The sequence below is a fragment of the Acidovorax sp. GW101-11A03 genome, from assembly GCF_059424825.1.
The window spans coordinates 1-6987 of the sequence record NZ_JBWKZU010000113.1; the positions used below are offsets into that span (position 1 = coordinate 1).

The 6987-nt window shown below is 64.7% G+C and carries 9 protein-coding genes; 5 read left to right on the top strand and 4 right to left on the bottom strand.

Annotation, left to right across the window (positions count from 1 at the left end):
• Together AC07Z7_RS24525 and hemP are read left to right on the top strand one after the other, a co-directional pair.
• On the top strand, positions 1–174 hold a 174-nt coding region (locus tag AC07Z7_RS24525; protein ID WP_494767970.1), incomplete at its 5' end, for an ExbD/TolR family protein.
• A gap of 234 nt (positions 175–408) precedes the next feature.
• Complete coding sequence (gene hemP, locus AC07Z7_RS24530; protein ID WP_094291213.1) at positions 409–633, top strand: hemin uptake protein HemP; 225 nt, start codon at positions 409–411, stop codon at positions 631–633.
• Between the two features lie 272 nt (positions 634–905).
• On the opposite strand, the gene AC07Z7_RS24535 is transcribed toward hemP, so the two are convergent.
• Positions 906–1313, bottom strand: coding sequence for a GlcG/HbpS family heme-binding protein (locus tag AC07Z7_RS24535; protein WP_094290870.1), 408 nt, complete (start codon positions 1311–1313; stop codon positions 906–908).
• A gap of 242 nt (positions 1314–1555) precedes the next feature.
• Between AC07Z7_RS24535 and AC07Z7_RS24540 the strand changes: the two genes are divergently transcribed.
• A complete protein-coding gene (locus AC07Z7_RS24540; RefSeq protein WP_252658736.1) occupies positions 1556–2251 on the top strand; it encodes a Bax inhibitor-1/YccA family protein in 696 nt (231 codons plus the stop codon).
• 124 nt (positions 2252–2375) lie between these two features.
• Positions 2376–2765 (top strand): hypothetical protein, encoded by a 390-nt coding sequence (locus tag AC07Z7_RS24545; protein WP_252658673.1) that lies wholly within the window; start codon positions 2376–2378, stop codon positions 2763–2765.
• A 107-nt stretch (positions 2766–2872) separates the two neighbouring features.
• Here the strand turns inward: AC07Z7_RS24545 and rlmD are convergent, their stop codons facing one another.
• The 3 genes from rlmD to AC07Z7_RS24560 form a co-directional block, all read right to left on the bottom strand.
• A complete protein-coding gene (gene rlmD, locus AC07Z7_RS24550) occupies positions 2873–4333 on the bottom strand; it encodes a 23S rRNA (uracil(1939)-C(5))-methyltransferase RlmD (protein WP_494767967.1) in 1461 nt (486 codons plus the stop codon).
• 61 nt (positions 4334–4394) lie between these two features.
• Entirely contained in the window at positions 4395–4691 is a 297-nt protein-coding gene (locus AC07Z7_RS24555; RefSeq protein WP_494767968.1) for a hypothetical protein, read from the bottom strand.
• 102 nt (positions 4692–4793) lie between these two features.
• The gene (locus AC07Z7_RS24560; protein WP_094290866.1) at positions 4794–5267 is read right to left on the bottom strand and encodes an Lrp/AsnC ligand binding domain-containing protein; all 474 of its coding nucleotides are present in this window, start codon (positions 5265–5267) and stop codon (positions 4794–4796) included.
• A gap of 127 nt (positions 5268–5394) precedes the next feature.
• On the opposite strand from AC07Z7_RS24560, the gene AC07Z7_RS24565 reads away from it, so the two are divergent.
• A partial coding sequence (locus tag AC07Z7_RS24565) for a proline dehydrogenase family protein (protein ID WP_494767969.1) occupies positions 5395–6987 on the top strand: 1593 nt, incomplete at its 3' end.

Sequence of the window (6987 nt, forward strand, 5' to 3'; positions counted from 1 at the left end):
GTGACGGAAGAAGAACTCTTCCCCCGCCTGCAAGCCGAGGCCGCCAAGGAGCCCCAGCCGGACCTGCACATCCGGGGCGACAAGAACGTGCGCTACGAATACGTGGCCCAGGCCATGGCCGCCGCGCAGCGCGCCGGGGTGCGCAAGATCGGGTTTGTGACCGACCCGCAATAGATAGCAACAGGCCCGCTTCTCGTTGCTCCAGCCCGGCCAGCCTTGCTTGCCGGGCTTTTTTACTGCCCGCCGCCCTGTCCCGCAGCGCCTGTGCCAACAGGGCTACACAAGCTGGATCAGCGCCAGTCCCACCGCGCAAAAAAGAACAAAAAGAAACACGCAATTGGCTTGACTCGCAATTGCGAATCGTTATCATTAGCAAAACGCAATGCAATGACACAGGAAAAAACCTCCATGCAAGCCACCTTGACCGCCGCCTCGCTCCTGCGTTCCGCCGCATCCGACAAAGCGGCTTCGCTCGCCGCCCCGGCTGAAGGCGCCCACAGCGCCGAGTCCGTATCGGCGGCGGTAGACAGCAGCGCCCTGCTGCAAGGCCAGAAAGCCGTGGCCATCAGCCACAACGGCTCGGTGTACCGCCTGCAGGCCACCAAGCTGGGCAAGCTGATCCTGACCAAGTAACGCAGCCCCCAGCCCCCCATCCCCCTCGGCAGCACAGCCAGACCGCTGCCAGCCCCCAACAGTTTCATCGTGGGGCGACTCCCGGGCTTGCCACAAGCTCGCAAGGGTCGTTTTTGCCAGCCAACGGGTTCGCCCGCGTAGCCAGGCTTTTTTTCTCCCCCGATCTCTCATTCATCGCAGCCAGGACACGCAGCGGTTGCACCATAAAAAAACCGGCTCTTCAGCCGGTTTTTTTATGCGTGACGGGCTGGATATGCCCATCCATGTCGCCCTTACAGGCCCAGGGCCGCAATCCCGGCGCGGGCAATCTGCGCGTCTTCGGTGGACTTCACACCGCTCACACCCACGGCACCCAGGCATTGGCCGTCCTTCATGATCGGCACGCCGCCTTCGAGCAGGCCGTCGATGGTGGGCGCGCTCAGGAAGGACGTGCGGCCGCCGTTGATGACGTCTTCGTACACCTTGCTCTCGCGGCGGCCCAGCGCGGCCGTGCGGGCCTTGGAGGGGGCAATGTGCGAAGACACGGCCGCGGCACCGTCCAGGCGCTGCAGCCACAGCAGATGGCCGCCATCGTCCACGATGGCGATGGTCACGGGCCAGCTGTTCTTGAGGGCCTCGGCTTCGGCGGCGGCGGCGATGGCCTTGACGTCGGCCAGTTCGAGTTCATGCTTGGTTTTCATGGAGGTATCCGGATAGGAAAAAGAAGAAGGAAAAAATCGCGCGGGCCCGCCCTGTTGGAGCGCCCGGACCGAGGGAGCCGCAAGCATAGCGGCATCACGCGGCGCGCTCACCCCCATGCAGGGTGAAAGTACCCTTACCAAAAGTAGGTGACCGGATGCGGTTATTGCGCGGCCAAAAACCGGCAACGCCTAAAATTTGGGGCGTCTGCGTTGTGCAGGCCAACAAGGAGAGACACAAGATGATGAACGACCAAGTCACCACCCTGGGCCACTCTGCGGGCTATGGCATCTCGCAGGAAGAGCGCCACAAGGTGCTGCGCAATACCTACTGGCTGCTGGCCCTGAGCATGATCCCCACGGTGCTGGGCGCCTGGATCGGCGTGGCCACCGGCATCACCCAGTCGCTGCGTGGCGGCGTGGGCCTGATCGTGTTCCTGGGCGGCGCGTTCGCCTTCATGTTCGCGATCGAAAAGACCAAGCGCTCGGCCGCTGGCGTACCCGTGCTGCTCGCCTTCACCTTCTTCATGGGCCTGATGCTCTCGCGCCTGATCGGCATGGTGCTGGGCTTCAAGAATGGCACCGACCTGATCATGACCGCGTTTGCCGGCACAGCAGGCGTGTTTGTGGTCATGGCCAGCCTGGCCACCGTGATCAAGCGCGACCTCTCGGGCATGGGCAAGTGGCTGATGGTGGGCGCGCTGGTGCTCATGGTCGGCGGCATCATCAACGTGTTTGTCGGCTCCACCGTGGGCATGATGGTGATCTCGATGCTGGCCATCGGCATCTTCAGCGCCTACATGCTGTATGACCTGAAGCAGATCCTCGACGGCGGCGAGACCAACTACATCAGCGCCACGCTGGCCCTGTACCTGGACATCTTCAACGTGTTCCAGAGCCTGCTGGCCCTGCTGGGCATCATGGGCGGCGAGCGCGAGTAAGCCGCGCAGGCTGCGGCCCCACCCAAAGAACAAAAGGCTCCCTCGGGAGCCTTTTGTCTTTTTGTTGAGCCCGCACCAAGGTCAAGCCTCAATAGCGGCGCAGTCCTGCCGATAATGCAATTACATGTATCTCCACCAGCCCTCCACCCCGCTGCGCCTGCTGGCTGCCACAGCCCTGGTGCTGTTGCTGAGCGGCTGCGACAAGATCCCCGGCCTGGGCCCTGACCCCCGTGTTGCGCAGCGCGACGCCGAAGCCAAAGCCATCGGCGGTGCCTGCCGCCACGCGCTGCGCGGCCTGGAAGACTGCTACACCCTCAACCCCAAGGCTGCCAAGGCCTCGGTGTTTGCAGGCTGGAAAGAGATGGACGCCTATATGCGCGAGAACAAGATCGAGGGCACCCCCTCGGTATTGACCAAGGCCGAGAAGCCCGAGCCGCGCAAGGGCGGTAGCAGCAGCAACACCGAGATCGAAACCGAAACCCGCGACCCCGCAGCCAGCCGCAGCCGCAGCTGAGCGGCCGGAGTCACCCGGGGCCAGGCCCGCCCCTTTCATTCCCGTCTTCTTCCCTTGGCTGCCAGCGTGCGCGCCAGGGCCCAAGCCCCAGCCGCGGCGCCCCGCCCTTACGCCCGCTCGAACACCGCCATGCTCTCCACGTGTGCGGTGTGCGGGAACATGTTGACCATGCCTGCCGCCGTGCACTTGTAGCCCGCCAGATGCACCAGCAGGCCCGCATCGCGCGCCAGGGTGGCAGGGTTGCAGCTCACGTACACGATGCGCTTTGGCGGTGTCCAGCCCTCAGCCCCGGCGGGCAGCGGGCCCGCCCCTTCGGCGCCAATGCGCGACTGCTCGATGTCGGCCAATGCCTTGGCCAGTGCAAAGGCGCCTTCGCGCGGCGGATCCACCAGCCACTTGTCGGCAGCGCCATCGGCCACCAGCATCTCGGGGGTCATCTCAAACAGGTTGCGCGCTACAAATTCAGTAGCTGAAAGCGCTTTATGGCCGCGCGCAAGAGCCTGATTTAATGCATAGTTTTCGCGCGAGCGTGCCACCAGGGCCTCACTGCCCTCGATGCCCAGCACCTCGCGGGCCTGTGTGGCCAGCGGCAGCGTGAAATTCCCCAGGCCGCAGAACCAGTCGATCACGCGCTCGTGCGGCTGCACATCCAGCAGGCGCAGCGCCCGGGTCACCAGCACCTGGTTGATGTGCGGATTCACCTGGGTGAAGTCGGTCGGCTTGAAGGGCATGGTGATGCCGAAATCCGGCAGCGCATACGACAGCTGCTCGCCGCCCTCGTCCAGCAGCTTCACTGTGTCGGGGCCCTTGGGCTGCAGCCACCATTGCACGCCATGCTCGGCGCCAAAGGCACGCAGCCGCGCAAGGTCGTCGGCGCTCAGCGGCTCCAGGTGGCGCAGCACCATGGCGGTCACGTTGTCGCCGCAGGCCAGTTCGATCTGCGGACAGGTGTCGCGCGCGTCCAGGCTGGCGATCAGCGCGCGCAGCGGCATCAGCATCGCATCCACATGCGGGGGCAAGATCTTGCAGGTCTGCATGTCGGCGATGTAGCGGCTCTTGCGCTCGTGGAAGCCCACCAGCACCTGGCCCTTCTTGATCACATGGCGCACGGCCAGGCGGGCACGGAAGCGGTAACCCCAGGCGGGCCCTTCGATGGGGCGCATCACCGTCTCGGCCTTGACTTTGCCCAGGTGCCAGAGGTTGTCCTCCAGCACCCGCTGCTTGACTGCCACCTGGGCACCGACGTGCAAATGCTGCATCTTGCAGCCACCGCAGGCACCGGCATGCAGGCCAAAATGGGGGCAACCAGGGCGCACGCGCTGCGACGATTCGCGGTGAATCGCCACCAGACTGGCTTGCTCCCAGTTGTTCTTCTTGCGGTGGGTGTTGGCGGTGACCAGCTCGGACGTGAGGGCACCATCGATAAAGACGACCTTGCCATCGGGCTTGCGGGCAACGCCCTGGGCATCGAGGTCCATGGACTGCACCTGCAGCCAGCCCTCGGGCAAGTCAGTGGCGTCCTGGGCCACGGGTTCAAACGAGGGGGATAGTTCTTTCGGTTCGCTCATCCCCCGATTGTCTCAGGCCCGGGACTCATGCCCCGGGGGCCCTCGCAACAAGCGCAGGGGTTCAGCCCCGGTCTGCACGCGCGGGGCGCATGCCGCCTGGCGCCGAGGCTGCCGAGGCCAGCGGCAGCTTGTTGATGGTGAGTTCGCAGCCAAAATCGTCGGGAGAAAAGACCAGCGTGCCCCCCGGAGCGACTCGGGGCAGGGTTTCGTGGATCTGGCGTGACATATCGACCGGTGGCTCGGGGGCGCGGTAGACGATGTCCTTGTCGGGGCCGTACACCACATAACACCCGGCGGCGGCCGACTGGCTGAACAGGACGGCCAACAGGGCGGCGGCAGCGGTTGGAATGGCTCGCATGGTTCTTCTCCTCAGTCTGACGGTTGCTGCAGCGCATTATGCGGGCTTTGCCCTGCAGAGCCAATCGACCCCGGACGGCGGCCCGCCAGACCTCCTGCCCTCTTAGCGCAGGTGCAGATGGTTGGTGTGCTTGACCTCTTCCATCACCGCATAGGTACGCGTCTCGCGCACGCCCGGCAGTTGCCACAGCACGTTCCCCGCAAACACGCGGTAGGCATTCATGTCGGCCGAGCGGGTTTTGAGCAGGTAGTCGAACCCGCCCGCCACCATGTGGCATTCCATGATCTCGGGGTGCACCTGCACGGCGGCCTTGAACTGGTCGAACACGTTGGGCGTGGTGCGGTCCAGCAGCACCTCCACAAACACCAGCATGCCCGCACCCAGCTTCAGGGGGTTGAGCCGCGCCTCGTAGCCCAGGATAAAACCATCGCGCGTGAGGCGCTGCACCCGCGCCAGAACGGCGGTGGGCGACAAGGCCACGGCCTCGGCCAGCTTGAGGTTGGCAATACGGCCATCCTCCTGCAGGATTGACAGGATCTTGCGGTCAATGCGGTCCAGATCAGTTTCTGTTTGCATGTTGATTAGCGATTTATTCGGCCATGCCAACCATTTTCGAACATTTATTCACCCACAACCCAAGGATCATCGCCAGTAACGCACCCAAACCCTCGTTTGGCCCTACAAACCACCGAAAGACACCACCATGACGCAGCAGCCCAACGCCCAGCCCTCCGCTCCGTTCGCCGACTTTGCGCCCCGCACGCCGCTGAACAACCCGCTGCGCGCGGCCATCGCCGTCGCCTACCGCCGCCCCGAGCCCGAGGCCCTGGCCCCGCTGCTGGCCCAGGCCCGCTTGCCGACTGACCAGGCGGCGTCGGCCCAGCAACTGGCGCTGCGTATTGCCAAGGCGCTGCGCGAACGCAAGGCCAGCGCCGGGCGTGCAGGCATCGTCCAGGGCCTGTTGCAGGAGTTCTCGCTGTCGTCACAAGAAGGCGTGGCGCTGATGTGCCTGGCCGAGGCGCTGCTGCGCATCCCCGACAAGGCCACGCGCGACGCACTCATCCGTGACAAGATCAGCCACGGCCAGTGGGATGCCCACCTGGGCAGGAGCCCCTCGCTGTTCGTCAACGCTGCCACCTGGGGCCTGCTCATCACCGGCAAGCTGGTGGCTACGCACAGCGAAGGTAGCCTGGGTAACTCGCTCAGCCGCCTGATCGGCAAGGGCGGCGAGCCCCTGATCCGCAAGGGCGTGGACATGGCGATGCGCATGATGGGCGAGCAGTTTGTGACCGGCGAGACCATTGACGAAGCCCTGCGCAACGCCCGCACGATGGAGGCTGAGGGCTTTCGCTATTCGTACGACATGCTGGGTGAGGCCGCGCTGACCAGCGAAGACGCCAAGCGCTATTACGCCTCATACGAGCAAGCCATCCACGCGATTGGCAAGGCCTCTGCCGGGCGTGGCATCTACGAGGGCCCAGGCATCTCCATCAAGCTCTCGGCCCTGCACCCGCGCTACAGCCGCGCCCAGTTTGGCCGCGTGATGGACGAACTGTACCCGCTGGTGCTCCGCCTCACGGCCCTTGCCAAGCAGTACGACATTGGCCTGAACATCGACGCGGAGGAAACCGACCGGCTGGAGCTGTCGCTGGACCTGCTGGAGCGCCTGTGCCACGAGCCGACCCTGGCGGGCTGGAACGGCATTGGTTTTGTCATTCAGGCCTACCAAAAGCGCTGCCCCTTCGTGATCGACTACGTGGTGGACTTGGCGCGCCGCACCCAGCGTCGCCTGATGGTGCGCCTGGTCAAGGGCGCTTACTGGGACAGCGAAATCAAGCGCGCCCAGGTCGATGGCCTGGAGGACTACCCCGTCTACACCCGCAAGGTGCACACCGACATTTCGTACATCGCCTGCGCCAAGAAGCTGCTGGGTGCGCCGGAAGCCGTATACCCCCAGTTCGCCACCCACAACGCCGAGACGGTGGCCACCATTTACCAACTGGCGGGCAGCAACTACTACGCAGGGCAATACGAGTTCCAGTGCCTGCACGGCATGGGCGAGCCGCTGTATGAGCAGGTGGTAGGCGCCATCGCTGCGGGCAAGCTGGGCCGCCCCTGCCGCATCTACGCCCCCGTGGGCACGCATGAGACGCTGCTGGCCTACCTGGTGCGCCGCCTGCTGGAGAACGGTGCCAACACCTCGTTCGTGAACCGCATTGCCGACGAGACGATTGCACTGGATGAGTTGGTAAAGAGCCCCGTGCAGGTCGTAGACCAACAAGCTGCGGTGGAAGGC